This is a genomic window from Mesorhizobium sp. M7A.F.Ca.CA.002.05.1.1, assembly GCF_003998335.1.
GTDB lineage: Bacteria > Pseudomonadota > Alphaproteobacteria > Rhizobiales > Rhizobiaceae > Mesorhizobium.
The window spans coordinates 1-700 of record NZ_RZQI01001514.1 but is presented as its reverse complement, the minus strand read 5'-3'; the positions used below and the strand labels follow the sequence as shown (position 1 = coordinate 700).

Below are 700 nucleotides of genomic sequence, written 5' to 3'. Positions count from 1 at the left end.
ATTTCGCGCAGCTTGTAGCGATGCCGCGACAGCGCGCGCAGAACGCCGCCGGCGAGGCCCGCCGCCACGACCGGTCCCTTGATGCCGAGCAGGTCGAAAAGATCGTTCATCATGGCCTCCAGCCGCAAAGCTTCTGGCCCTTTTCGTTGTGAGCCAGGATCGCCGCCACCGACGCGTCGGAAAGGGTCGCCGCCTCCGCCCTTGTCGGCCGGAGGGGATGCCCGGCCGCGCAGAACGACCCGCCTGATGTGGTGCAGCCGGCCAGCAGCAGCGAGAGCGCTATGATTTTGACCATCTGGCCAGCCTCCCTCTGTTGTCGTCCGGCGTCCGGCCGGCGACGGCATCGTCGATCTTCTGGGCTTCGGTGCGCGCCGCGGCGTCGGCGGCATCCTGCCTGGCCTTCTGGCTGGCCTTGCCCTTGGCATAGGCTGTCCAGGCACCGGCAAGCGCGGCGCCCATTGCCAGAAGATACGGCCAGGCCTGGCCAAGCAGCGCGAGGGTGAGTGTTCCCATCTCATGTCTCCTTGGCCGGCGGCGCGACCATGCCGCGCGGCCCGTCACGCACCGCGTTGATGATGATCTTGGCAAGGGCAATGGCGCCGCTGATCTGAAGCGCGGTGCGGTCGCTCACGCCGAGCAGCGTCCAGTCGAAGCCGGCGAGCGCGCCGCCGCAGATGATGGCGATCAGCGTGTTGAGGAG

The 700-nt window shown here is 68.1% G+C and carries 3 protein-coding genes; all 3 read right to left on the bottom strand.

All coding sequences use genetic code 11. The features are described from left to right. Window positions 1-109 precede the first annotated feature (109 nt). Window positions 110-295, bottom strand: coding sequence for a hypothetical protein (locus tag EN939_RS36760; RefSeq protein ID WP_127271123.1), 186 nt, complete (start codon window positions 293-295; stop codon window positions 110-112). Beyond that, window positions 280-513: a hypothetical protein gene (locus tag EN939_RS36755; protein ID WP_127271125.1), complete on the bottom strand. Its 234-nt coding sequence runs from the start codon at window positions 511-513 to the stop codon at window positions 280-282. Before EN939_RS36755 ends, EN939_RS36760 begins: the two co-directional genes overlap by 16 nt. A 1-nt stretch (window position 514) precedes the next feature. Beyond that, a partial coding sequence (locus EN939_RS36750; RefSeq protein WP_164751623.1) for a hypothetical protein occupies window positions 515-700 on the bottom strand: 186 nt, incomplete at its 5' end.

Coding starts and splice junctions, on each gene's coding strand:
- EN939_RS36760 (WP_127271123.1), bottom strand. CDS start 295: ATGGTCAAAATCATAGCGCTCTCGCTGCTGCTGGCCGGCTGCACCACA.
- EN939_RS36755 (WP_127271125.1), bottom strand. CDS start 513: ATGGGAACACTCACCCTCGCGCTGCTTGGCCAGGCCTGGCCGTATCTT.